This window comes from Bacillus sp. BD59S, from assembly GCF_007363175.1.
Taxonomy (GTDB): domain Bacteria; phylum Bacillota; class Bacilli; order Bacillales; family Bacillaceae_G; genus Bacillus_A; species Bacillus_A pacificus.
Genome location: NZ_CP034686.1, coordinates 4,519,739 through 4,543,936 on the forward strand (window position 1 = coordinate 4,519,739; position 24,198 = coordinate 4,543,936).

The 24,198-nt window shown below is 38.2% G+C and carries 21 protein-coding genes; 6 read left to right on the top strand and 15 right to left on the bottom strand.

Annotated elements, in window-relative coordinates; translation table 11 throughout:
* Positions 1 to 37 precede the first annotated feature (37 nt).
* The 8 genes from EKQ63_RS25805 to EKQ63_RS25840 all read right to left on the bottom strand — a co-directional run bounded on the left by EKQ63_RS25805 (position 38) and on the right by EKQ63_RS25840 (position 9,711).
* The gene (locus tag EKQ63_RS25805) at positions 38 to 1,144 is read right to left on the bottom strand and encodes a HAMP domain-containing sensor histidine kinase (protein WP_143881628.1); all 1,107 of its coding nucleotides are present in this window, start codon (positions 1,142 to 1,144) and stop codon (positions 38 to 40) included.
* Positions 1,137 to 1,835 carry a response regulator transcription factor gene (locus EKQ63_RS25810; protein ID WP_143881629.1) on the bottom strand — a complete coding sequence of 233 codons (699 nt, stop codon included), beginning with the start codon at positions 1,833 to 1,835 and terminating at the stop codon, positions 1,137 to 1,139. Before EKQ63_RS25810 ends, EKQ63_RS25805 begins: the two co-directional genes overlap by 8 nt.
* 256 nt (positions 1,836 to 2,091) lie before the next feature.
* Complete coding sequence (gene menC, locus EKQ63_RS25815; RefSeq protein ID WP_087994056.1) at positions 2,092 to 3,198, bottom strand: o-succinylbenzoate synthase; 1,107 nt, start codon at positions 3,196 to 3,198, stop codon at positions 2,092 to 2,094.
* Entirely contained in the window at positions 3,199 to 4,644 is a 1,446-nt protein-coding gene (locus EKQ63_RS25820; protein ID WP_143881630.1) for an o-succinylbenzoate--CoA ligase, read from the bottom strand.
* Positions 4,645 to 4,868: 224 nt separating this feature from the next.
* Positions 4,869 to 5,687: a 1,4-dihydroxy-2-naphthoyl-CoA synthase gene (gene menB, locus EKQ63_RS25825; RefSeq protein WP_087953108.1), complete on the bottom strand. Its 819-nt coding sequence runs from the start codon at positions 5,685 to 5,687 to the stop codon at positions 4,869 to 4,871.
* Between the two features lie 69 nt (positions 5,688 to 5,756).
* The gene (gene menH, locus EKQ63_RS25830) at positions 5,757 to 6,569 is read right to left on the bottom strand and encodes a 2-succinyl-6-hydroxy-2,4-cyclohexadiene-1-carboxylate synthase (protein WP_143881631.1); all 813 of its coding nucleotides are present in this window, start codon (positions 6,567 to 6,569) and stop codon (positions 5,757 to 5,759) included.
* Positions 6,566 to 8,320, bottom strand: coding sequence for a 2-succinyl-5-enolpyruvyl-6-hydroxy-3-cyclohexene-1-carboxylic-acid synthase (menD, locus tag EKQ63_RS25835; protein WP_143881632.1), 1,755 nt, complete (start codon positions 8,318 to 8,320; stop codon positions 6,566 to 6,568). The genes menH and menD overlap by 4 nt, the downstream gene beginning before the upstream one ends.
* Positions 8,317 to 9,711, bottom strand: a complete 1,395-nt coding sequence (locus EKQ63_RS25840) for an isochorismate synthase (protein ID WP_087953111.1) — start codon at positions 9,709 to 9,711, stop codon at positions 8,317 to 8,319. The genes menD and EKQ63_RS25840 overlap by 4 nt, the downstream gene beginning before the upstream one ends.
* Before the next feature lie 194 nt (positions 9,712 to 9,905).
* On the opposite strand from EKQ63_RS25840, the gene EKQ63_RS25845 reads away from it, so the two are divergent.
* Together EKQ63_RS25845 and EKQ63_RS25850 are read left to right on the top strand one after the other, a co-directional pair.
* Positions 9,906 to 10,859: a 1,4-dihydroxy-2-naphthoate polyprenyltransferase gene (locus EKQ63_RS25845; protein ID WP_087953112.1), complete on the top strand. Its 954-nt coding sequence runs from the start codon at positions 9,906 to 9,908 to the stop codon at positions 10,857 to 10,859.
* A 109-nt stretch (positions 10,860 to 10,968) separates the two neighbouring features.
* Positions 10,969 to 11,700, top strand: a complete 732-nt coding sequence (locus tag EKQ63_RS25850) for a yteA family sporulation protein (RefSeq protein ID WP_061182731.1) — start codon at positions 10,969 to 10,971, stop codon at positions 11,698 to 11,700.
* 44 nt (positions 11,701 to 11,744) lie between these two features.
* Here EKQ63_RS25850 and cspD read toward each other — a convergent pair whose 3' ends face one another.
* The gene (cspD, locus tag EKQ63_RS25855) at positions 11,745 to 11,945 is read right to left on the bottom strand and encodes a cold-shock protein CspD (RefSeq protein ID WP_001193054.1); all 201 of its coding nucleotides are present in this window, start codon (positions 11,943 to 11,945) and stop codon (positions 11,745 to 11,747) included.
* A gap of 326 nt (positions 11,946 to 12,271) precedes the next feature.
* On the opposite strand from cspD, the gene EKQ63_RS25860 reads away from it, so the two are divergent.
* Positions 12,272 to 13,054, top strand: a complete 783-nt coding sequence (locus EKQ63_RS25860; RefSeq protein WP_001147834.1) for a TIGR00266 family protein — start codon at positions 12,272 to 12,274, stop codon at positions 13,052 to 13,054.
* A gap of 23 nt (positions 13,055 to 13,077) precedes the next feature.
* Here EKQ63_RS25860 and EKQ63_RS25865 read toward each other — a convergent pair whose 3' ends face one another.
* Positions 13,078 to 13,848 (bottom strand): MerR family transcriptional regulator, encoded by a 771-nt coding sequence (locus EKQ63_RS25865; RefSeq protein ID WP_143881633.1) that lies wholly within the window; start codon positions 13,846 to 13,848, stop codon positions 13,078 to 13,080.
* 141 nt (positions 13,849 to 13,989) lie between these two features.
* On the opposite strand from EKQ63_RS25865, the gene EKQ63_RS25870 reads away from it, so the two are divergent.
* Together EKQ63_RS25870 and EKQ63_RS30535 are read left to right on the top strand one after the other, a co-directional pair.
* Positions 13,990 to 14,712 (top strand): lipase family protein, encoded by a 723-nt coding sequence (locus EKQ63_RS25870; protein WP_087953114.1) that lies wholly within the window; start codon positions 13,990 to 13,992, stop codon positions 14,710 to 14,712.
* A gap of 76 nt (positions 14,713 to 14,788) precedes the next feature.
* Positions 14,789 to 14,923 carry a hypothetical protein gene (locus EKQ63_RS30535; RefSeq protein ID WP_000911071.1) on the top strand — a complete coding sequence of 45 codons (135 nt, stop codon included), beginning with the start codon at positions 14,789 to 14,791 and terminating at the stop codon, positions 14,921 to 14,923.
* Between the two features lie 132 nt (positions 14,924 to 15,055).
* Here the strand turns inward: EKQ63_RS30535 and glgP are convergent, their stop codons facing one another.
* The 5 genes from glgP to glgB form a co-directional block, all read right to left on the bottom strand.
* Positions 15,056 to 17,464: a glycogen phosphorylase gene (gene glgP / locus EKQ63_RS25875; protein ID WP_143881634.1), complete on the bottom strand. Its 2,409-nt coding sequence runs from the start codon at positions 17,462 to 17,464 to the stop codon at positions 15,056 to 15,058.
* Between the two features lie 18 nt (positions 17,465 to 17,482).
* On the bottom strand, positions 17,483 to 18,913 hold the full coding sequence (gene glgA / locus EKQ63_RS25880) for a glycogen synthase GlgA (protein WP_143881789.1): 1,431 nt from the start codon (positions 18,911 to 18,913) through the stop codon (positions 17,483 to 17,485).
* Between the two features lie 112 nt (positions 18,914 to 19,025).
* Complete coding sequence (glgD, locus tag EKQ63_RS25885; RefSeq protein WP_087953116.1) at positions 19,026 to 20,060, bottom strand: glucose-1-phosphate adenylyltransferase subunit GlgD; 1,035 nt, start codon at positions 20,058 to 20,060, stop codon at positions 19,026 to 19,028.
* Positions 20,061 to 20,078: 18 nt separating this feature from the next.
* Positions 20,079 to 21,209, bottom strand: coding sequence for a glucose-1-phosphate adenylyltransferase (gene glgC / locus EKQ63_RS25890; RefSeq protein WP_000057613.1), 1,131 nt, complete (start codon positions 21,207 to 21,209; stop codon positions 20,079 to 20,081).
* Entirely contained in the window at positions 21,157 to 23,094 is a 1,938-nt protein-coding gene (gene glgB, locus EKQ63_RS25895) for a 1,4-alpha-glucan branching protein GlgB (RefSeq protein ID WP_087953117.1), read from the bottom strand. Before glgB ends, glgC begins: the two co-directional genes overlap by 53 nt.
* 468 nt (positions 23,095 to 23,562) lie before the next feature.
* Here glgB and EKQ63_RS25900 point away from each other — a divergent pair, with 468 nt between their 5' ends.
* A complete protein-coding gene (locus tag EKQ63_RS25900) occupies positions 23,563 to 24,168 on the top strand; it encodes a CalY family protein (protein ID WP_048551095.1) in 606 nt (201 codons plus the stop codon).
* Positions 24,169 to 24,198 lie beyond the last annotated feature (30 nt).

Genomic DNA, 24,198 nt, shown 5'->3' on the forward strand with positions numbered 1-24,198 from the left:
TATTAAAATAAAAAGTGGGATAAAGTTTAAATTTTTATTAAATTGTTACGTTCTCGTCTTTTGGCAATCGCACTTCAAATATTGTTCTAACTACATTACTTTCAGCAGAAATTGTACCGTTATGCTGCTCGATAATATTTTTCGCAATAAATAGCCCAAGGCCTGTCCCGCCACGGTTCTCCGTTCTCGATTTATCACCTGTATAAAACATATCAAAAAGATACGGTAAATTTTCTTCTGGAATGCTATCTCCATAATTTATAACTTGTACGACAACTTCTTCATTATCGATATACCCATTCAGATCAACAAATTGCCCATCATATCCGTATCGAACGGCATTTGTTAACAAGTTTTCAAATACTCTAGCTAACAATTTTCCATCACCGTTAATCGGCAAATGCGGATCAATATTCAATCTAGCTTCTAAATGATGTTTCTCTAACAGCGGATATAATTCCTCATCTAGCTGTATAAGTAGCTCACTTATATCAATAGGCTTTTTATTTAGTTGTAACATGCCATAATTCATACGTGTAATTTCAAATAACTCATCAATTAAACTTTCAAGCCTTTGCGATTTCGTATATGCAATTGTGGAGAAATGTTTAATTTGTTCTTTTGTTAAATTCTCATCTTTAAGAATTAAATCTAAATACCCTAACACGGATGTTAATGGAGTTCTTAAATCATGAGCTAAGTTTACAACGAGCTGATCTTTACTACTTTCAGCAAAGTCTCCTCTTTCCACCGCTTCCTTTAATTTCTCACTCGCTACATTAATTTCGTTTGCAATATATCCAAACTCATCATTTGATGAAACGCGCACTTCATTTGTAAAATCTCCGTTCGCCAAATGATGAATTCCGTTTGAAATCTCATCAAAATATTTTAAATACGGCCTAGTAAGGAAGAAGAAAAACATAATGGACAGAGGGATGAAAATAATTAAAAAGAAATTAACATCCCCAATTTGTCTTATCATGAAACGCACTTCGGCTAAACGATCCTCATAAAGAACTTCTGATTTGTAATAAATCCGTAATCCTTCATAAATGATATACGTTACGCCACCAGCTAATATCATACTTAACGCAAATAGCATAACCATCTTTGAGCGAAAACTTCTCATCTTTTTACCCATTGAAAGTATACCCTACCCCCCACACTGTTTTTATTAACTTATCTTTTCTTTTATCTTCTCCAAGTTTTTTCCGCAATGTACGAATATGTACCATAACTGTATTTCCACTTTCGTAATACCCTTCACCCCATACTTGCTGAAAAATATTTTCCACATTGTATACTTTCTTCGGGTGACTCGCTAATAAATATAAAATATCAAACTCTTTTGGCGTTAATTCAATTTTCTCATCGTACACATCTACCGTTCGGCGCTCAGGATCAATCACAACTCCGCCTATCGCTAAAGCAGATTTATTCTCCGCTACTTTCGGCTGATTTAACGTAAGAAACCTACGTAATTGTGCATTTACACGTGCAACTAATTCAATCGGTGTAAAAGGTTTCGTCATATAATCATCTGCACCTAATATAAGACCTGTCACCTTATCAAAATCAGACGTTTTCGCACTTAAGAAAATAATTGGCATATGGTGCTTCGCGCGAATTTGACGCGTCACCTCATACCCATCCATTTTCGGCATCATAATATCTAAAACCACTAGATCGATTGGCTGCGTTTCAATAATATGAACGGCCTCTTCCCCGTTCGCTGCCTTCACAACATGGTACCCTTCTTTTTCTAAATGTATCTCAATTAAATCAGCAATTTCTGCCTCATCATCCGCTATTAAAATGGAAATGCGCTTCATTTTACTCCCCCTTTTTATACGATCGATTGTAAACTAGTCTATGCAATTTGTACAATGCGAAAAGGTTACCCTTTAGAGTAACCTTTGTAAATAAAATTATATCAGCGATTTTCCAAATATATCGACCGTAACTTGAAATATATCGGCGATTTTTCAATTATATCAATCGTAACTCGAATTATATCGGCGATTATTGAAATATATCGACCAACCGACAATTAACGACGAAATTCGCCCGCTATTTGAAAGACTCAACTTACCGCTCCAAAACAATCCGCTGCTTCGTGATTTCCGCCAGCCTTCCGCGGTCCACTCCGTACTCATCTTCAACGCTTTGCGGTACAATCACTTTCCCGCCCTCAAGCGTCACTTCCGGCGAAATAATATCTCTCTCCCAATGTCTGCTAGAAGCAGATATATCGCCTGGAATCGTAAAGTTCGGCAATGAAGCAAGCGCAACATTTTGCGCTCGTGAAATCCCCATCTCCACCATACCGCCGCACCAAACTGGTATGTTATGCTCCATACAATAATTATGGATCTGAACCGATTCTGTTAATCCGCCCACTCGCCCCGGTTTAATATTAACGACGCGGCAACTCCCAAGCGTAATCGCAACACGCGCGTCTTCTAAACTATGGATGCTTTCGTCTAAGCAAATTGGTGTTTCAATTTTCTTTTGCAGCTGTGCATGATCAAGAAAATCATAATCCGCTAGTGGTTGTTCAATCATCATCAATTGAAATTCATCTAACCGTTTTAATTTTTCTACATCAGCTAACGTGTACGCTGAATTGGCATCAGCCATTAACGGGATATGCGGAAATTCTTTACGAATTTCTTTCAATAACTCATAATCATGCCCCGGTTTTATTTTCACTTTAAAACGCTCGTATCCTTCTTCTGCATACTTCTCGATTTGTTTTAACATAACCGGAATCGTATTGATTCCAATGACAACACCGACTTCAATTTCAGCCTTCGTTCCGCCAAGCACTGTCGCTAACGATTTCTTTTGACGCTTCGCATATAAATCCCAAACAGCCCCTTCAATTCCCGCCTTTGCCATTCGGTTTCTTTTTATATGCTGGAACAAGCTCGGTACCTCATTCGGATGAGAAATTTCAGCCTTTAATAAATCAGGTAATAAAAAGTCTTGCAGTACATGCAGCGCAGTCTTCACCGTTTCTTCCGTATACCACGGTTCAGAAAATGCAACGACTTCGCCAAAACCAATGCACCCGTCCGTATCTTCTAATTCAATGACGATACTTTCACGCTTTTCATACGTTCCGTAGCTTGCAGCAAACGGGATGACGAGTGGCATTTCTGTTATATGAAGTGTCGCTTTTTTTATTTCCACCTACATCTCCTCCGCTAATTGTCTTAGCTCTCGTCTTAACAATTTTTTCGAAGCATTTCGTGGTAATTCCTCTAAGAACCATGCCTTTTTAGGCACTTTATATTTCGCTAATTTCTCCTCGCAAAAATGAAGAATTTCTTCTTCTGTTACCTCTCCACTTTTTACAACAAAAGCAGCGGGTACTTGTCCCCATTTATCATCAGTCATACCGACAACACCAGCTTCCGCTACCGCCGGATGAGAAAGCAACACTTCTTCAATTTGAGCCGGATATATATTCTCTCCGCCAGAAATAATTAAATCACTGCGGCGATCTAATACGTATAAAAATCCTTCTTCATCTAAATAACCGAGGTCACCAGTATGAAGCCATCCGTTTTGAATTGTCTCACGCGTCGCATCTTCACGGTTAAAGTAACCACCTGTTACGTTCGGTCCTTTTACTACGATTTCGCCTTCCGCAAATGGCGGTACTACTACGCCATCTTTTTCAATACGAAGTTGGCACTGAAATAGTGGTTTTCCAGCTGACCCTACTTTCGTTAACATATAATCTGCGGATAACGTACAAATTTGCGAAGACGTTTCTGTCATTCCATACGTTTGATATACAGGAATTCCTTTTTCTACACACGCTTCTAATAGTGGTTTCGGCGCTGGTCCTCCGCCAAGTAACATGCATCGTAAAGAAGGTGGATATGTCTCTGCCCCAAGTCGTTCTAATAAATCAGTTAACATTTTTGATACGACAGAAATAATCGTAACGCCTCTCGTTTGAAGTGCTTTATGAATAAAATCCGCATCATATTTCGGAACGAGTAAAATGCGCATGCCGTACATAATGTTTTTCATTAAAAGAGATAAGCCGCCAACGTGGAACATCGGCATACAAGCTAACCAGCAATCATCATCACGAAGGCCTAAATTAAGCGAAGAACCAACTGCGCTTGCCCAATGATTTCCGTACGTTAAAATAACGCCTTTCGGTTTTCCTGTCGTCCCTGACGTATAAATAATTGTCATCGCCTCTTCTAAAGAAAACTCTTCTTGTATAGGGGCTTCCTCTTTTGGTCCATTCATTATGTCGGCGAATGAATATACAGGAATATCTTTAGCCTCAAAATCTTGATCCGTCACTAAACAAATAACTTCAGCATCATCCATTTGCCAAAGTAGCTCTTCTCTTGAAAGACGCGTATTTAAAAGCACAGCTACTGCACCTACGTACGATAGGGCGTGAATAACTGTAATCATCTCCATACCATTTTTCATCAGAACAGCCACCTTTTGCCCAGGCTTCACTCCAACATGCGTGAGGTGTTCACAAACAGATACTACTTTTTCATGCAGCTGCATAAAAGTAACTTTCTCTTCCTCTATTTCAATTGCAGTGCGATCTGGTGTTAAAAATGCACGTTGCATTAACCAATTTGGCATCGTCTCCATCACTCATTCTCCTTTCATGAAAGAAAGAGACTTGATATGACATCAAGTCTCTTAGTTGTTTTGTTTCCATCTCACACTCTGGACGAGCCGCTTCCGCTTTTGATCTTATCCAGCTGCGCCTCCTAGCCCCTTCCGTCTAAGAACCTTCCGCACGAGAAAGTAAGAAACACTTTCTGTACGAAAGAACCTTAGCCAACGGGGCTAAACAGTCGGCTTCGCTTTTATCACGGGAAACGAGGGAATTGACCGAAGTCCGGACTGCGTTTTTCTTTGAACGCGTCGCGACCTTCTTTTGCTTCGTCAGTTGTATAGTACAATAACGTTGCATCTCCAGCTAGTTGTTGAATACCAGCTAGACCGTCTGTGTCTGCGTTGAATGCAGCTTTTAGGAAACGAAGTGCCATTGGGCTGTTTGCTAAGATTTCTTTTGCCCATTGTACTGTTTCTGCTTCAAGTTCTTCTAATGGTACTACTGTGTTTACTAAGCCCATATCAAGCGCTTCTTGTGCGTTGTATTGACGGCATAGGTACCAAATTTCGCGAGCTTTCTTATGGCCTACCATACGAGCTAAGTAACCAGCTCCGTATCCACCGTCAAAGCTTCCTACTTTAGGACCTGTTTGTCCGAATACAGCGTTGTCTGCAGCGATTGTTAAGTCACATACGATATGAAGTACGTGTCCTCCGCCAATTGCATAACCTGCTACCATTGCGATAACTGGTTTAGGAATTGCGCGAATTAGACGTTGTAAGTCTAATACGTTTAGACGTGGGATTTGGTCGTCACCTACATATCCACCATGACCGCGAACTTTTTGGTCGCCGCCAGAACAGAATGCACGTCCACCTTCACCTGTTAAAATGATAACGCCAACATTCGCATCATCACGAGCTTGTGCAAAAGCGTCGATTAACTCCATTACCGTTTTAGGACGGAATGCGTTATGTACTTCAGGGCGGTTAATCGAAATCTTTGCGATACCATTGTATGTTGAATAAATAATATCTTCGTAATTGCCTTCTTTTACCCATTCAATAGCCATTACAACTACCTCCTTGTATATTTCTGATCTCCTCTATAAGTGCAACTTCATTCTTAACTGAAAAAAGCATCACTGCATAGTTTTTAGAAATCCCTTTACTATTGTATCAAACTTTTCCGGTTGTTCCACATGAATTGCATGGCCAGCACCATCAATTTTGACAAATTTCGCATCAGAGATGCATTTTTCGATGTTTTTTAATATGCGAAAGAACTTTTCATCATGCTCACCGTTCATTAAAAGAACAGGCATTTTTAAATTTTGTACCTCATTCCACCATGAAGGCTGAGCCCCTGTTCCCATGCCGCGCAAGCTATTTGCGAGCCCTCTTGGATTGTTAGCAAGTCGTTCTTCTCGCACTGCTTCTTGTACGTTTTGTGCTAAACGTTTTTGCGTTTCAAACAGCGGAATATTTTCCCACATCGTTACAAAGCTTTCGATGCCTTCTCGCTCAATTTTCTGAGCAAGCCGCTCATCTTTTTCACAGCGTTCTTTTTGCTCATCTTCACTTTCAAGCCCAGCTGTACAATTTTCTAATAAAAGAGAGTGTACATACTCTGGATATAGACATGCCATCGTAATCGCTAATCTACCGCCCATTGAATAACCAAGTATGTGCGCTTTTTCAATATGAAGGTAATCTAGTAGTTCTTTCATTTGCAATGCTACATTTCGAATATCATAATGAGTCACATCTTCAGGACTTTCCGTTTTTCCGTGCCCAACAATGTCTACTAAAATGACTTGAAATTGCTCACTCCAAGAAGGAACGAAGGAACGCCACGTTTCCATGCTTCCCGTAAAACCATGAAGAAGTAGAAGTGGTTCCCCGCTTCCGACTACTTCATATTCATACGATACACCTTGCAGCGTTACGTTCATTTTGATTCACCTTGTAAAGATGTAGTAATTACGTCCTGTGTTTTTGCCCATAATTTGCGGTGTAACGTTAAGTTTTCATCACGGTTCGTACAAATTTCCACAACGTGTAAACCTTCTGTCGTTGTTCCTTTTTGTACTTCTTCTCGGAATTGCTCCCAACCATTTACACGGCTAAATGAACCACCGTACATTTTGACAACATGCTCATAATCAAGACCAATCGGTGTTCCAAATAACGATTCGAAATGTTCCTTTTTCTCATACTGTGGTAAGAATGAGAAAATACCGCCGCCGTCATTATTTACAACGATAATCGTTATATTTAATTCATGTAATTTTGCGGCTAATAATCCGTTTAAATCGTGATAAAATGATAAATCACCGATTACTAATACGAGCGGATCGCAAATAACGCTCGCTCCTAAAGCTGTCGAAATGATTCCATCAATCCCATTTACACCGCGATTAGCCATCACTTGAATATTTTTATCCGATGTGAAAAAGAATGAATCTGTATCACGAATTGGCATACTATTACTCGCAAATAACGTTGCTCCCTCTGGTAATACGCGGACAATATCCGTAATGACTCTTCCTTCAAATGCAGTATCATATGTTTCCATTTCACGAAGCGTTTCCTTCGTTTTTTCGTTTATATGTTGCCACATTCGGGACCAATCATTCTTTTTCATAACTGGCATTTTTTCTATTAGTGCACTGCAAAATGCAATATCACTTGCTTGGACAACTTCTGTGGCAACGAGAGCTGGATCTCTCCATTGTCCTGATTCGTCAACAACGATATGAACAGCTTTCGTTTGTTTTTTGATGAACTGCGTTAATGCTTTCGAAACAGGCATACCACCGAAGCGAATTAAAACGTCCGGCTTCCACGTTTCTTTTAACAGCTCATTTCGTAAAAATGTATCGTAACAGTCGATTACCATCGTTTTATCGTGGTGTCCGCTACGAATGTTAGAAAGTGGATCCGCTAATATTGGATATCCCGTTTTTTCAGCTAATTGTGCGGCAAATGCTGCGAGTTCTGAATGAATATCGTCTCCACAAATAATAAGCCCCTTTTCTATATGTGAAAGGCGCCCTACAAGAGAGTCTACATATTCACTCGGCATCACCGCATTCCCTTGCTGAACTACTCCTGTATATTCCCCGCGTCCTTTATCCCATAAACTTTCTAATGAGAAGTCCGGGATAAGCGGTTCGCGAACTGGAAAATTAAGATGAACAGGTCCTTGCGGTGCTAAAAGCGCGCTTGCTATCATGCGCTGCGTTGTCATGCGAGCATAGTGGTACATCGCTTCACTCGCTTCTGGAAGTGCCATCTCTGTAAATTGCTTCACAAACGTACCGTATAAATTGAATTGATTCATCGCTTGTGGTGCACCGACATCTCTTAATTCATGCGGTCTATCTGCCGTTAAGACGATAAGCGGCACTCGTGAATGAAAAGCTTCACATACAGCTGGATAATAGTTCGCTGCTGCCGTTCCTGACGTACATAATAATGCAACCGGACGTTTTTTCGCTTTTGCGATACCGAGCGCAAAAAATCCTGCAGATCTTTCATCTACATGTAAATATGTGTTCATTCCTTCATGTTGTTCCATTAGTAGAGCAATCGGCGTTGACCGTGAGCCTGGACTAATGACAACATCACATACATTTAGACGCGTCAGTTCATCCACGAACGCGCCTAAATAATATGATAATGCTTCTATATGATTGTTCATTTCATTAATTCCTCCAAAGCACCAAGCATCGGTCTAAACTTCAAACTTGTTTCTTCATATTCAAGTTGTGGTACTGAATCAATTACAATCCCGCAACCGGCGAATAAGGATGCTTTCTCGCCATTTAATAATCCGCAGCGAAGTGCAACCGCAAATTCACCATTTCCTTCATCATCTATCCAGCCAATCGGTGCACCATATAATCCTCTGTCTAACAATTCAACATCACGAATCAGTTTCATCGCTTCCAAACGAGGTGTCCCGCCAAGAGCTGGTGTTGGATGTAATTCTTCTACCATTGTTAAAAGACTCGCATCGCCTTTTGCCTCTACAGGCGTATATAAATGAATTAAGTTTTTCGTTGTTAATAGACCTGGACTTTCCGGAATATTAACGGATTCGCAGTGCTCATTTAATACAGACCTGATCATGTTCACAACATAACCGTGTTCAGCTAAATTCTTTTCATCATGAAGAAGCGCATTACTATTTCGCTTACTTTCTTCTATAGATTGACCATGACCAGTTGAACCAGCAAGACACATTGAAGTAAACTTCTCATCTTCTTTGCGAATTAATCTTTCTGGCGTCGCTCCTAAGAAGCATGCTCCTTTATAATCAAAAGAAAATACGTAACAATCTGGTTGCCCAATGCGAAGTGCTTCTAAAACAAGCGCAGAATCAATATGATGATCCATCTCTACTTTTAGCTCCCTCGCTAATACAACCTTCTGTACGTTCCCCTGCTTCATCTCATCTTGCACTTTCTCAATAGCCTTCATCCAGCCTTTCGGATCTACTTCTACTTTAGAAGTAACTGTTAATTTCGATCCTTCTAGTGCACATTTACTCTCCTCCAAAATTTTCTCTTCTAAAGAAACAATTTCATTATAAAGAGTTTCTGCACAATCTGTTGCTGAAACGAATGTATTCATTGTTAACCATGCTTTTTCATTTTTTACAGTTAATAAAAATGCTGGTAGTGAAAATGTCGTATCATCAAATTCTTTCCATAAATCGGTTTTCTCTTTTTCTTGGTCAAATGAAAATCCACCAAATAAAAGAGGACCTGTTCCAAACTCGTATCTTTCTCTTTGTACAAATGATTTCTCTTTTACTTTATCCCACTCGTCACGAGCAGTTTGAAAGCGTTTGTGAGAAGCAGTTGCTATAGTGAAAACAGAGCCAATTCCAGCAAATATTACATGCTGAGCTGGGTCTGCAAAATAACATCTATTTTCGAATGAAATCCTTTTTCCCGCTGCATAAAACAGAAGCGGATCCATCCAGTCTATTTGTTTTACAAAACTAACCAATATTTTTTCATCAGTTGCATGCTTAATGGCTGCACTCAGAACTTCTTGCAAGCCTTTTTGTTTCGTTTGAATCACAATTGTCTCCCCCCTATGGGCGAAAAATAGTCATAATTACGCTTGATTTTAAGATACACCTCAAACGAAAGGCCTGTCAACGTTTAGCATTTCTGAGAAATTCACCTTCTCTTCCTAGAAAATAAACGTTGACACTAAATGATGCTTTTTCTACACTTAGTTGTGTACAATATGTGACCAAAGGAGGATTCAACATGGAAATGAACGTCGAAACGAATTCCTCTCCTACGGCGCCAAAGCCAAGCAAGCAAACAGGCTGGCGCATTTGGTGGAGTTTACTACGTCCCCATACATTAACAGCAGCTTTCGTTCCTGTTTTCATCGGAACAGCCTATGCAATGCAGGTCGGAGGTATAAATCAAATACATCTCCCTCTTTTCCTTATAATGCTTCTTGCTTGTCTTCTCATTCAGGCAGCAACAAACATGTTTAATGAATACTTTGATTATAAAAGAGGACTTGATCACGAAGGTTCAGTTGGTATCGGCGGCGCTATCGTTCGCGATGGCATTCAGCCAAAAACAGTGCTTAACTTAGCATTTGGATTTTTCGGCATCGCGATACTATTAGGTGTTTATATTTGTATGAATTCTAGCTGGTGGCTTGCTGCAATCGGTCTTGTTTGTATGGCCGTTGCTTACCTTTATACAGGCGGCCCACTTCCAATTGCATATACACCATTTGGAGAGTTAACAGCCGGATTATTTATGGGTGTCATTATTATCGGGATTTCATTCTTTATTCAAACTGGAACTGTAACATCAGAAGTCGTTTTACTATCTATTCCAAGCTCCATTTTAATTGGTGCCATTTTACTAGCGAATAACATCCGTGACTTAGATGGCGATAAAGAAAATGGCCGTAAAACGTTAGCAATTCTCGTTGGACGTGAGCGAGCAGTTGGTGTACTTGCTTCTATGTTCATCGTTTCCTACATTTGGACAATTGCTTTAATTCTCGTGGGCATCGTATCACCATGGATGCTGATCGTATTTTTAAGTGCACCGAAAGCATTTAAAGCGACGACAGGCTTTATCGGCAAAAGCATTCCAATGGAAATGGTACCTGCGATGATAGCAACAGCAAAAACAAATACAATCTTCGGTCTCTTAATGGGAATCGGATTATTACTTGGATATTTCCTTTAAAAGGAGCTGCTAATGCGGCTCCTTTTTCATATACCAATTTCAGCTCATAATTCCTACTCGCAACGCTCATACTATGTAAAGAAACTGAATTGTAGGAAGGTGGACGACTATGTTAACTCCACAACAAATAAATCAATTTAAATCCGTTTTAGAAAAACAAAAGCAAGAACTAGAGCAAACGATACAAACACACGAAAATGAAGATCGTGCATCTGAACGTGAATCTGTTGGGGAATTATCTAGCTATGATAACCATCCGGCTGATATGGCAACAGAGCTATATGAACGTGAAAAAGACTTCGGGCTTATTGAACTTTGGCATAAACAGCTTGAGGACACGAAGCATGCCCTGCAAAAAATAGAAGCGGGTACGTACGGCATTTGCGAAGTGTCTGGCGAAGAAATTCCATTTGAAAGATTAGAAGCGATGCCAACCGCTACAACATGCGTTCAGCACGCAACAAATAAGTTAAATATGAATACACGACCAGTCGAAGAAGAAGTATTGTCTCCTTCTTTCCACAAACATGATGAAGATCATTCTGTTGAATACGATGCAGAAGATGCATGGCAAGATGTTGCCAATTACGGAACATCTGAGACACCATCTGATTTAGAAAGACAAGATTCGAAAAACTATAATGGCATGTACGTAAATAGTGAAGAAAACGTAGGCTACGTAGAGGATTTTGAAAACTTTATCGGTACAGATATGTATGGAAAAAATCCGCAAGTTTTCGCTACGGAAGAACATGAAGAATATGAGCAAATGCTTGATGACTTTGAAGAGCGTACCTTTAAGGGCGAATTGTCTTCAAATGAGTCGAGTTCCAAAGAATAAAAAAAAGCATTCCGAAAATCGGAATGCTTTTTATCGCTAGCTAATTAGTTTTTTGTAACGTTAGCAGCTTGTGGTCCACGGTTACCTTCAACGATTTCGAAAGAAACTTCTTGACCTTCTTCTAAAGTTTTGAATCCGTCACCTTGGATAGCTGAGAAGTGAACGAATACATCGTCTCCACCTTCAACTTCGATGAAACCGAAACCTTTTTCGCTGTTGAACCATTTAACTTTACCTGTTTGCATGTCATGTACCTCCTAAATAAAAATGAAACTATGAATCCACATGAAAAGGTGGATATAAAGGACATGAATGTATAACAAGCTTACAGCCTTTAATTCAACGTGCTTTATTTCCGTACCACATTATGTAGCTCAATAGTGACTTCACTATATCACGCTATATCAAAAACGTCAAATGAGAACACTTTCATTCCACCATTTTTTTATAATTTTAATATAATGTTGAATTTCCATATTCATATTTTATTGGAAAATTAACAAAACTATAGTGTTCTAATTCTAATAATTTCTGTACAATATAATTACTACATATTTATGAGGTGAAAAAAATGCAAGCACATGAAATCGAGTATAAATTATACGGCGATGATATGCAGTTTGTTGAAATTGAGTTAGACCCAGAAGAAAGCGTTATCGCAGAAGCTGGCGCAATGATGATGATGGAAGATTACATTGAAATGGAAACAATCTTCGGTGATGGTTCTGGCCCATCTGGAGGTTTATTCGGAAAATTAATGGGCGCTGGTAAGCGTCTCGTTACAGGCGAAAGCATGTTTATGACTGTATTTACAAATACAGGTCACGGCAAGCGTCACGTATCCTTTGCTGCTCCTTATCCGGGTAAAATTATTCCTGTAGATTTAACAGAATATCAAGGAAAAGTAGTTTGTCAAAAAGATGCATTTCTTTGTGCCGCAAAAGGCGTTTCTATCGGAATCGAGTTTACGAAAAAAATCGGAACTGGTTTCTTCGGCGGTGAAGGTTTCATCATGCAGAAACTCGAAGGTGATGGACTTGCTTTCATGCATGCAGGCGGAACTGTATATAAACGTGAATTAAAACCTGGCGAAAAGCTTCGTATCGATACAGGTTGTCTCGTTGCCATGACAAAAGACATTAACTACGATGTCGAGTTCGTTGGAAAAGTAAAAACAGCTCTATTTGGCGGCGAAGGTTTATTCTTCGCAACGTTAGAAGGTCCTGGAACAGTTTGGATTCAGTCCTTAACACTTAGCCGCTTAGCAGCACGTCTGACAAGCCCAGCAGCACAAAGCACTGGTGAAGGCAGCGTTTTAGGCGGACTTGGTCGTTTATTAGATGGAAAAGAGTAAAAGGTGCCCTTATCGGGCGCTTTTTATTTTGGTGGACTATATAAACCATTTCGAATCATATAATACTCCATTGCTTCATTAAGCCATACCTCTTCTTCTTCCGTATAAGGAGATGGCATCATATTATTATATTGTTCTTCTGCATTCTCTAATTTACCTAGAGAATACATTGTCTCTTCACCAACATACTTAAGAGTCGCCTTCATATGTTCATCAACCAATTTTTGCACTTCTGAATCCTCAATTTGTCTTCCGAATAACCTTTTCACTTCTTTTGCTAAACGCACAAACTCTTTATCAAGTGCTATGCCCTCTTCTTCCGGCTTATTATATAATCCATCAACCAACTCTTTTGATACATATCCTTCAAGCCATAAACGTTGTTCGCTTTCTTTTTGAATGCTGTTAATTAGACTCATTAATATGTCACTATCCAACTCTTCATCTTCCTCAAGGCATACCATTGTTCGTTCAAGCGCCTTTATCGAAACTTCAATTTGTTTTCTTTTTTCTTCAAAGGCTTTTCTTTGTTGCTCCAATGTTTCTTTTAAATTTACATTCAAACTTGGCATTTTCAGCATGACGCTTATTTCTTCTAAACTATATCCTAATCCTTTAAGGCTCACTATTTTCTGTAGCTCTAATATATCTTTTCCTTTGTACACACGGTGACCAGAGCTAACATTCTTTTCAGGTTTAAGTAATCCAATTTCATCGTAATATTGGAGCGTTCGTATCGTTGTACCCGTTCTCCTTGAAAACTCACCAATTGAATAGCCTTCTCTTTTGCTCATCTTACACTCCTCCTAACAGTATGTTTACAAAAATCATACTCCCTCACGTAACTGTAGGTTCAAGCTTTTTTTCTAAAAAGAATGAATCAAGTCCCTCACTGCATATATTGAACTATACCTTTTCTTAAGGAGGCTTCCTTAATGCGTACTCCTTTATCCTTTGATAAAGATACTGCCATACTGTTAGCTTCTTGTTGTGAGTTAACGTATGAACAATATAAACAAAATGGGATTTTTGAAATACCAGATGGTTTTCAATATGTACAAGGCTTTCAAGGAAAAACCATTCAAACGACAGAATGGTTCGGATTCATACTAGAATCTGAGGATACCATTATTGTAGCTTTTCGCGGAACACAAACGGATACAGACTGGATTATCGATTCACTCGTTAACCAAAAACCATACCCATATGCTTTAAATAGTGGAAATGTCCATAACGGCTTTCTTTCCATTTATGAGTCTTGCCGAAATTCTATTATGGATATGCTCGTATCATTACCAGCCCATAAGAAACTTCTTGCAACAGGTCATAGTTTAGGCGGCGCGCTCGCTACACTACATATACTCGATGCGCGTATAAACACTGCCTTCGCACAGTACGGTCTGTATACATTTGCCTCCCCAAAAGTGGGAGATATTGCATTTCGTAATTATTATAAACTCCAAGTAGCTAGTAGCTTTCGTTTCGTCAACTTATTTGATGTCGTTCCACTTCTTCCTCCTCGAAACATAAATTTCAATGACCAAGACTGGGAATATGCACACGTTCATCACAACATGACTTTTACAAAAAACACAAAATCGATTGCAAATAATCATGCCATGACAACATACAAAACATGTCTGACTTCTCATTTTTAACCAGTAAACAATTGGAAATTAAATATCCTTATACTATAATAATATATGAAGTTACTTTTGGATGAGGGGACCTTACATGCTAAAATTTATCTTTGCACTTTTTCTCATTGTAATTTTTACGTTTACAGGTTTCTTTACATTTTCATACTTTGCGACAGGAGAATATGATGGAACAGGTATCATATATACTGTGATCCCATTTCTTTCTTAAGCAAAAAAGAAAACCGAGCTTAATGAGTTTAAGCTCGGTTTATTTATTAGTGTCAATTTTTTTCGGTAAATCGATATCTCTTAAAAACCGCTGATATATTTTCATATTGTCTTTTCCAACGTAGCGACCTCTTTAATACTGCGTAACCGTATTACCAATACCCCAAATCTCATTACTATACTGCAAAATCGTTCGATCGCTCGCAAAATGACCAGATTGTGCAATATTTAAAATCGACATTTCCAACCACTTCGTTCGGTTTTCATAAGCTCTACCAACAGCTTCTTGCTTTTCCGCATATGGGCTAAAATCTCGCAGAACGAAATATTCATCATTTTGAATAACGAGAGAATCGTAAATTGCTTCAAATTCAGCTCCAGACTGTGCAAAGAAACCATTCGTTAACTGGTCTACTACCTTTTTAATGTGCCCATTGTGGTGATAATAATCACTTGCACGATATCCACCATTTTGATAGTAATGAAGAACCTCTTCGGCCGTTAAGCCGAAAATGAAACAGTTATCCTCACCGACTCTATCTTTTATTTCAATATTCGCTCCGTCTAACGTGCCGAGCGTAATCGCACCATTCATCATAAATTTCATATTACCTGTTCCCGATGCTTCTTTACTTGCAGTTGAAATTTGTTCACTTACATCGGCCGCTGGGAATATATCTTCCGCTACAGACACTCGATAGTTTTCTAGAAAGATAACTTTCATATATTGGCTTACGTACGGATCATTATTCACTTTCCTTGCGAGTTCATTTATTAATTTAATAATTTTTTTCGCATAGTAATAGCCAGGTGATGCTTTCGCTCCAAAGATAAAAGTACGCGGATAAAATGTAAAACTAGCATCCTCTTTCAAACGGTTATACAAATATAAAATATGAAGAACATTTAATAATTGTCGCTTGTAAGCATGTAGCCTTTTTACTTGCACATCAAAAATAGAATTAGGATCAATTGTAATCCCCATTGTATTATGAATACGCGCTGCTAAAATCTCTTTACGCTCTTGTTTTACCTCTGCAAATTTCTCTTGGAAACTCGCATCGTATTGAACTAATTGTAGCTCTTGAAGCTTAATCGGTTCTTTCTTCCACTCTGTTCCAATCACCTCTGAAATAAGGTTTGTCAGCTGCGGATTCGCTTTCATTAACCAGCGTCTATGAGCGATTCCATTCGTTTTATTATTAAACTTATCTGGATAAAACTCATAAAACAATCGCATTTCACGCTGCTTTAAAATTTCTGTATGAATTTTTGCTACGCCGTTTACACTATGGCTACCGACAATTGCTAAATGAGCCATTTTCACAAGATCATGCGCAATAATTGCCATCTCTTCAATGCGATGCCATTCATATGGATAACGTTCCCAAAGCTCATGACAGAAACGTTCATTAATCTCTTCAATAATCATATAAATTCTCGGTAATAACGGTTTAAAAATGTGAATTGGCCACTTTTCAAGCGCTTCTGATAACGTCGTATGATTCGTATAAGAAATCGTTTGCGTTGTTATGTGCCAAGCTTCTTCCCATGCTAGTTTTTCTTCATCTAATAAAATACGCATCAGTTCTGGAATCGCCAAAACTGGATGGGTATCATTAATATGAATCGCAATTTTCTCATGTAATTGACGAAGGTCACCATATCTTTCTCTATGCATTCGAACAATATTTTGCAAGCTTGCTGATACGAGGAAATACTGTTGTTTCAAACGAAGTATTTTCCCCTCATCATGGGTATCATCTGGATATAAAAACTCCGATACCGCCTCTGTTTCACGCTTATATTTCAAAATATCTTTGCAATTTTGTGGGAAAGGAACTGGTTCCGCATTCCAAAGTCTAAGTGTATTTACAGTACTCGTCTCATAACCTACTACTGGAACGTCATATGGTACGGCCATAATTACTTCTGCATTTGTATGCCTGAATTCTAAACGTCCATCAATGTAGAGCGGTTCAACATTGCCGAAATAACTTACTTCTACAGCTTGATCATGCCTTCTTACTTCCCATACGTTTTCATGAAGAAGCCACTGTTCTGGAAATTCAACTTGATAACCATCAACAATTTTTTGATCAAATAAGCCGTGTTTATAACGAATGCCACATCCATGACCTGGTAAATCTAAAGATGCAAGTGAATCAAGGAAACAGGCTGCTAATCGTCCAAGTCCACCATTGCCAAGACCTGCATCTGCTTCCACCTCTTCTAATTGTTGCAACGAAATCCCAAGCTCAGAAAGTCCTTGCTCACATACATCCCTGATTCCTAAATTTAATATGTTACTTCCAAGCAAACGTCCAAGTAAAAACTCAATGGATAAGTAATACATTTGCTTTCGCTCTCCAGACCGATAGCTTTCATTCGTTGCAATCCATTGACTATTCATATACTCACGTACCATGTACCCAAGCGTATTGTATTGATCACGAGTTGTAGAGTCTTTGAAACTTTTACCATACATCGTCTCTAACTTTTCTAGAAAAGCTGATTTGAAACTTTCAACATGAGTAAACATTTCTTCACCACCTACATGTTATTCCATGAGACTTTTATACAATTTCTTATAAGCAAGAGCTGATTTCTCCCAGCTATAATCTTCAGTCATCGCTTGTTTTACAAGCTGCTCCCATACCGGTTTATCATGATAAAATCCAATTGCACGACGAACCGTGTGCAACATGTCATGTGCATTAAAACTCGTGAAACTGAAACCATTTCCTTCTCCAGTTTCTTCGTCATAAGAGTGTACCGTATCATTTAATCCGCCTGTTTCCCTTACAATTGGAATCGTACCGTACGCTAATGCGATAAGTTGTCCAAGTCCACACGGTTCAAACAGTGATGGCATTAAGAATAAATCACTTCCCGCATATACTTGATGAGCTAACTCTTCATTAAAGCCAATATACACTTTTACCTTCTCAGGATACTCATATGCCATCCACTCAAAGAATTGTTCATATTCCGAATCACCTGATCCTAAAATAATACATTGTACATCTTCCTCCATTATTTCTCGGAATACAGTACGTACTAAATCAAGACCTTTTTGCTTCGTTAATCTCGTTACCATAGAAATAATTGGTGTATCTTCTTTTTCTGGCAAACCAAAATAACGCTGCAACGCGCGTTTATTTTCATTCTTTTCATATAATGAATCTGCATCGTACTGAGCAGTAATATACGAATCCGTTTCTGGATTATATACGCTCGTATCAATTCCGTTTACAATGCCGCTTAGCTTATCATTATATTTTCGCAGTAATCCATCTAACTTCTCACCGAAAAATTCATATTGAATTTCTTCTTTATATGTCGGGCTAACCGCTGTAATTTGATCAGAAGCGATAATGCCACCCTTCATAAAGTTCACATTTCCATAAAACTCTAACTGCTCACTATGAAAATATTCATCACCAAGTTCTAACAAGTCATACATCACTTCAGGAGGAAATACACCTTGGAACTGCAAGTTATGAATCGTATATACTGTTTTAATATGCTCATATAATGGATTATCTTGATACTTTTCACGCAGCAAGAAATTGACCATAGCTGTATGCCAATCATGGCTATGAAGAACATCCACTTCAAAATCAAGATGCGGGATACACTCTAATACTGCTTTCGAGAAATAAGAAAAACGCTCTCCGTCATCATAATGGCCATACAGAGAATCCCTCTTAAAATAATATTCATTATCTATTAAGTAATACGTAATCCCGTCTTGCTCACCTTTTAAAATTCCGCAATATTGATTTCTCCACCCAAGCGGGACGTTAATTACTTTATGTAACGTACATCCATCCCTTAATTTTTGCGGAATAAGACTATAATTCGGGAGTATAATGCGAACTTCCACACCTAATTTTTTGAGCTCTTTTGGGAGCGCACCTGCTACATCAGCTAATCCTCCCGATTTAACAAATGGTACACATTCTGATACTGCAAATAAAATATTCACTTGTTGTCCCACTGCACGAAAAGTTTATACTACTTCCCTTGCAGCTTCCTCCCTTCGAGTTTTCATTTAAATTAAAACTTTAATCAGTGGAGGAAAACCCCCCACTGATTTCTTAAGAATAACTATTAATCGTACTGTTTTGAATGCTTCCTTTTTCTACAACGTATGGCTCATCGGCGGTTCCTTTTAAAACAACACCGTCACCAATTTTCACGTCTTTATCAATAATAACACCGTCTATTATACAGTTATCTCCAATTTGGCTCTTTTGCATAATAATGCTATTACGAACAATTGAACCTTTTCCAATTTTAACAGAACGGGAGACAACGCTATTTTCTACTTCACCTTCAATAATACTGCCGTTTGCAATCATTGTGTTTTTCACGACTGCACCCTTTAGGTAACGAGTTGGTGGTTCATCTTTTACTTTCGTAAAGATCGGTGCTTCTTTCTTAAATAGTTGCTTCCAAATAGCAGGTTGCAAAATTTCTAAGCTATGTTTATAGTAACTTTCAATCGAATCAATAATAGCTACATATCCTGTATGCTCATACGTAGCAATATGTAGTGATTTTCCGCGCTTTTCTCTCACTACATCGAATAAGCTATATTGTTCCACATCTTTATATGACTCAAATAAATCTAACAATAATTGTTTCTTTAACACGTATGTTTGAAGCGAAACCCCTTCATGGCAAACTTCCGTAATATCAGCTGCCGTATGTATATGTCGCTCTAACACAGCTTGAAAATTTAATGCTGTTACGAGATGGCTATTCGTAATAACAACGTATTCTTCTCTAGCTCTTAGAAAATAATCAATATGTCTTCTAAAATGCGCAAAAGATCCAAATTCATCTTGATCACATTGGCAGTTTGGCGGGAATAAAAACAGTCCGTCTCTTTTTCTATCTAAATCCCACTGTTTTCCTGAACCAACGTGGTCCATTAGCGAACGGTTTTTATGGCTTGTAAAAACTGCCACACTATGAATATTAGAATTCACCATATTTGAAAGCATGAAATCAATGAGTCGATAACGGCCCCCAAACGGTAACGCCGCTAGTGAACGATGCCCTGTTACTTTCTTTAAGGAAGGAAAACTTCCCGTTGCATTAATAATTCCTAACATTTTTTCTCCCATTCATTTCATCCCCCTTTTCTATTTCCCTTCAGCAATGAGTACTACATCGTCAACATTTTTCTCTGGACGAATGATTGTTCCATCTTCAATAACCATTTCCGATCCAACGATTGCTCTTTCAATCACAACATTTTTACCAATCTTCGCTCCAGGCATAACGACAGAATCAATAACCATACTACCTTCTTCCACCGTCACTCCTTGGAATAATACAGAATGCTTCACGTCCCCTTCAATGACGCATCCTTCGTTAATAAGTGATTCTTCTACTTTTGCCTTTTCAGCGATATATTGAGGTGGTTCGTTTGGATTAACAGAATAAATACGCCAATTACGATCATTTAAATTCAGTGATGTTTCATCGCGAAGTAAATCCATATTCGCTTCCCATAAGCTCTTCACCGTTCCAACATCTTTCCAATACCCTTCAAACGGATACGCCATTAACTTCTTCCCTTCATCTAATAAAAGCGGAAGTACATCTTTTCCGAAATCATTACTAGATTCAGGGTTTCTTGCATCCATTTCTAAATACTCTTTCAAAATTGCCCAGTTAAAAATGTAAATTCCCATTGATGCAAGATTACTTCTTGGAAATTGCGGTTTCTCTTCAAATTCAACAATCTCCATCTCTTCGTTCGTATTCATAATACCGAAACGACTCGCCTCATCCCAAGGCACTTCAATAACAGAAATGGAAACGTCCGCTTCTTTCTCAATATGGTAATCTAGCATTTTACTGTAATCCATTTTGTAAATATGGTCGCCTGATAAAATGAGAACATACTCTGGTTCATATTGACTTAAATAGTTTAAGTTTTGATAAATGGCACTTGCCGTACCTGTGTACCACTTCACACCTGAAGACTCCGCATAAGGAGGTAATACTGTGACTCCACCGCTTACTCGGTCTAAATCCCACGCATTGCCGATTCCGATATAATTATGAAGTTCGAGTGGTTGATATTGCGTTAAAATCCCAACCGTTTCAATACCAGAATTTGCGCAGTTACTTAGCGTAAAATCAATAATGCGATATTTACCACCAAATGGAACAGCTGGCTTGGCTAAATTTTTTGTTAATGCACTTAATCGACTACCTTTTCCCCCTGCTAGTAACATTGCTACGCACTTTTGTTTTTGAGCCATCTTGTTTTTTGCTCCCCTTTCTCGTCTTCACTGGTCGTAATATGGATACGCCAAATGGTGGAATTGTAATTTCTACATGTGCTGCTTGATTATGAAACGGTTCTTGAATCGCCTTCAGACGTTTCTTATTTACTTGCCCTGATCCGCCATATTGCTCAGCATCACTGTTTAAAATCTCGTTATAACACTCGAAATCTGGTACACCTACTTTATAGTTTTCATATGTAGCTTTCGTAAAATTACATACGACAACTAACGCATCTTCTTGTTTATCCCCTTGGCGGATAAATGAGAAAATACTTTGCTCATTATTATTAGCATCAATCCACTGAAATCCTTCAGGCGAATGATCAAGCTGCCAAAGTGGTTTAGAGCGCTTATACAATGCTATGAGCTCTTTAAAGTAATCATGCATATAACGATGCATTTCAAAATCATGTAAATTCCAATCTAAATCTTCAAGGTCTTTCCACTCATCAAACTGCCCGAATTCTCCTCCCATGAAAAGTAATTTCTTTCCTGGGTGAGTAAAGAAATATCCATATAATAAACGAAGTTGAGCAAACTTATCCCAGTAGTCTCCTGGCATTTTATTTAATAACGACTTTTTCCCATGAACGACTTCATCATGAGAAAGCGGTAATATGAAATTTTCAGAGTAAGCATATAGTAAAGAGAACGTCATTTTCTCATGAATATATTTTCTGTACTCTGGCGCACACTCCATATATTTCAACACGTCATTCATCCAGCCCATATTCCATTTGTAATTGAATCCAAGCCCACCTTCATACGTTGGAGCTGTTACAAGTGGCCAAGCTGTTGAATCCTCAGCTGTCATAAGAAAATCTTCATCCTCTGCAAATACCGCTTCATTTAACTCCCGTAAAAATGAAACAGCGTGCTCATTACTTTGCTCTTGTCCTTCTTTATTCCAGTAGAGCATGTTCGCAACTGCATCTACCCTGAAACCATCAATATGGAAATATCTCATCCAAAATAACGCATTTGAAATTAAGAAATTACGTACTTCCCTCTTTCCTAAATCAAAGTTAACAGTTCCCCATACTGGATTTTCTTGTACATCTTTATCTTTATATTCATAGGTCGGTGTGCCATCAAACAAATATAAACCGTGAGCATCTTTACAAAAATGCCCCGGCACCCAATCTAAAATGACACCGATTCCATATTTATGACATTCATCGACAAAATGCATCAAATCATGTGGCGTGCCGAATCTACTCGTTGCTGCATAATATCCCGTCCCTTGGTATCCCCAAGAACGATCATATGGATGCTCAACAAGCGGCATAATTTCAATATGTGTAAATTGATGCTCCACCACATAAGGAATGAGTTCTTCTGCCATTTCCCTGTAAGAATACAGCGTTCCATCTTCTTTCTTTTTCCAAGAACCGAAATGCAATTCATAAACTGTCATCGCTTCTTTATAAACCGATTTTTTCTTTTTCTTACGACTCCAGTTTTTATCATTCCATTCGTATCCCTTTATATCAAAAACTACAGATGCCGTATTCGGTCTTACTTCTGCATACACAGCATACGGATCTGCCTTAAAAATGACATCACCAGCCATCGTTTCAATCGCATATTTATATATTTCTTTTTCTTCAATATGCGGTATAAATAGGGACCAAATTCCCTCTTCTGTCACTTGTAGCATCTTATGTTGCTCATAATCCCATTCATTAAAATTTCCAACAACACTCATTGCTTTCGCATGAGGAGCCCATACTGTAAATCGTACACCTCGCATCTCATCTTCCGTCACAATATGTGCACCAAAGATGTTATAACTGTCATAGTACTTTTCTGTATGAAACTCATCTCGTTTCACTTCTTCACAATTTATTACACTCAATATGCTCACCTCACTAAGATGACAGAATTTTTTATACTTTACCAATTCTGCGAAAAACTGAAATATCCTTGTTCATTTATAAAAAATATACGTTTTTTTCTTGAAAATGTTGAATTTTTTTTACATTTCTATATAAAATATCGAATTTTGACGAATATTCATTGAAAACGCTTCATTTTTTACTAGTCTTTCATCTTACTATTTATTTCTCAACCTCTATTTTATTAGATTCATCCTCTTTTTTATCCTATTTCCACTTGAAATCGTAACAAAATAATCTGTCATAAAAAAATGTTTCTCAACATTTTTCGTCACAATTGTATTGAAATGGAAAATTTATACGCATATACTTGTTCTCAATAAAGAACATCGATTTTTCGTAACTATAATTCATAGCGGACTACTATGTTTACTTATTTATCCTTGTTACGAACAGTCGCCATAAAAATTTAATTAGGGGGCTTTCTTATGTCATTAAAACAAAAGGTTGGAATGGGAGTTGTCACAGCTTCGCTTGGCTTATCCCTTACATTCGGCGGTGTATTCGCCTACTTCAGTGATTCTGAAACATCTAGTAACTCATTTCAAGCTGGAACACTAGACCTTTCTATTAATCCAAGTGTAATTGTTGATGTGAAAGATTTAAAACCAGGTGACTTTATTGAAAAAAATTTCACGCTTGAAAATAAAGGATCATTGGATATTGCAAAAGTAGCACTTGAAACATCCTATGAAGTTACAGATGCAAAGAAAAATAATGATGGTGAAGATTTAGGCGATCACATCATCGTCAAATTTTTAGTGAATGATGGAAAGCCGTCTAATCCAAACGATGATCATGAAATTTTGTGGGAAACAAAACTATCAGAATTAAAAACTATGAAACCTGAGGATGTGGCTACTTCTCTAGAACGTCATAACTTAATAGATGGTATTAAATCTGGTGAAACAGATTATTTACACGTTCTCTTCTCCTTTGAAGACAACGACCAAGATCAAAATAAATTCCAGGGCGATTCCTTACAGCTAAACTGGACATTCCATGCAGAGCAAACACCAGGCACAGAGAAGTAATATTTAAAATATAAATTATCGGAGGCTTAT

Bases quoted from the DNA above. Each gene is read 5' to 3' on its own strand.
- EKQ63_RS25805 (WP_143881628.1), bottom strand. From the start codon at position 1,144: ATGGGTAAAAAGATGAGAAGTTTTCGCTCAAAGATGGTTATGCTATTT.
- EKQ63_RS25820 (WP_143881630.1), bottom strand. From the start codon at position 4,644: ATGGAGACGATGCCAAATTGGTTAATGCAACGTGCATTTTTAACACCA.
- glgP (WP_143881634.1), bottom strand. From the start codon at position 17,464: ATGTTTACTCATGTTGAAAGTTTCAAATCAGCTTTTCTAGAAAAGTTA.
- EKQ63_RS25870 (WP_087953114.1), top strand. From the start codon at position 13,990: ATGCGTACTCCTTTATCCTTTGATAAAGATACTGCCATACTGTTAGCT.
- glgC (WP_000057613.1), bottom strand. From the start codon at position 21,209: ATGGCTCAAAAACAAAAGTGCGTAGCAATGTTACTAGCAGGGGGAAAA.
- EKQ63_RS25865 (WP_143881633.1), bottom strand. From the start codon at position 13,848: ATGAGCAAAAGAGAAGGCTATTCAATTGGTGAGTTTTCAAGGAGAACG.
- EKQ63_RS25860 (WP_001147834.1), top strand. From the start codon at position 12,272: ATGCAAGCACATGAAATCGAGTATAAATTATACGGCGATGATATGCAG.
- cspD (WP_001193054.1), bottom strand. From the start codon at position 11,945: ATGCAAACAGGTAAAGTTAAATGGTTCAACAGCGAAAAAGGTTTCGGT.
- EKQ63_RS25850 (WP_061182731.1), top strand. From the start codon at position 10,969: ATGTTAACTCCACAACAAATAAATCAATTTAAATCCGTTTTAGAAAAA.
- EKQ63_RS25900 (WP_048551095.1), top strand. From the start codon at position 23,563: ATGTCATTAAAACAAAAGGTTGGAATGGGAGTTGTCACAGCTTCGCTT.
- menH (WP_143881631.1), bottom strand. From the start codon at position 6,569: ATGAACGTAACGCTGCAAGGTGTATCGTATGAATATGAAGTAGTCGGA.
- EKQ63_RS30535 (WP_000911071.1), top strand. From the start codon at position 14,789: ATGCTAAAATTTATCTTTGCACTTTTTCTCATTGTAATTTTTACGTTT.
- glgD (WP_087953116.1), bottom strand. From the start codon at position 20,060: ATGGGAGAAAAAATGTTAGGAATTATTAATGCAACGGGAAGTTTTCCT.
- menB (WP_087953108.1), bottom strand. From the start codon at position 5,687: ATGGCTATTGAATGGGTAAAAGAAGGCAATTACGAAGATATTATTTAT.
- EKQ63_RS25810 (WP_143881629.1), bottom strand. From the start codon at position 1,835: ATGAAGCGCATTTCCATTTTAATAGCGGATGATGAGGCAGAAATTGCT.
- EKQ63_RS25845 (WP_087953112.1), top strand. From the start codon at position 9,906: ATGGAAATGAACGTCGAAACGAATTCCTCTCCTACGGCGCCAAAGCCA.
- menD (WP_143881632.1), bottom strand. From the start codon at position 8,320: ATGAACAATCATATAGAAGCATTATCATATTATTTAGGCGCGTTCGTG.